Origin of the sequence: Variovorax glucosi (assembly GCF_051216695.1) — a bacterium.
Taxonomy (GTDB): Bacteria; Pseudomonadota; Gammaproteobacteria; order Burkholderiales; family Burkholderiaceae_C; genus Variovorax.
In genome coordinates, this window is sequence record NZ_JBPJZE010000277.1 from 335 (window position 1) to 1,143 (window position 809).

Below are 809 nucleotides of genomic sequence, written 5' to 3' on the forward strand. Positions count from 1 at the left end.
AGCAGCAAATTCGTTTAGCGAGCCATCCGGTAGCAGGCACTCGGCAAGCTCAAGCATTGGGCCGAGGATCGGCCGAACCATGGCAGGACCGGTTCGCTCCCCGTTGCTTTTGGGCATTGCGGCATCCTTGTCCAATAGGTCCATCGCGTTGTATGCCTCGAAGAAGTCGCCTCGCTTGGCTGCCAGCTTGTGCTCAAGCGCGAGCGTCTTGTAGCCTCGCACATCCCCCCGCCAGGCCACGCTGGCAGTTGCGGTCACCATGGCCTGCGCGCAGCTCGCCTCCTGCTCGATCTTGTTGGCCGTATCCGTCTTGGTATCTCCGACAAAGATGCGGACCGTGCCAGCATTCTTCTCCGTCCGCGAATGCTGAGGCACGCCAGTCTTGGGCTGAGTACGGCCTTCGATGTCTGCGTCCCAAATCTTGTTGATAAGCTCGACGATGCGTTGCTGGCTGCGATGGTTCATCTGCAGCGCGGGGCGCTCCCAGTCCTCGGGCACGTGTGACGGCAGGTCGTCGTGGCCATCAGGGTAAATGCGCTGCCGATGATCGCCTAGGAGACCGAGCGTGATGCGACCCGGGCGGCTCTTCGAAAGTTCGAACAGGGCATCGAGAACACCCTTCATCGTGTCTTGCGACTCATCAATGAGGATGAGTGGATGCCGATCTTCCAGAACGCGCTGCAGAGTAGGCCGCTCACGAATGAGCCATGCCGCTACTTCCAGGACTTCAGCGTGTGACAGCGCGCCGTGTCCGTAGGTGTTCCGGTCCGGGTGATAGATGAACGCCTCCGTCTTGCGGATTTCGTCGG

1 pseudogene is annotated in these 809 nt (G+C 60.4%); it reads right to left on the reverse strand.

Annotated elements, in window-relative coordinates:
* Positions 1 to 809: pseudogene (locus tag ACSFA3_RS24935) on the reverse strand (UvrD-helicase domain-containing protein); the annotation flags it as partial.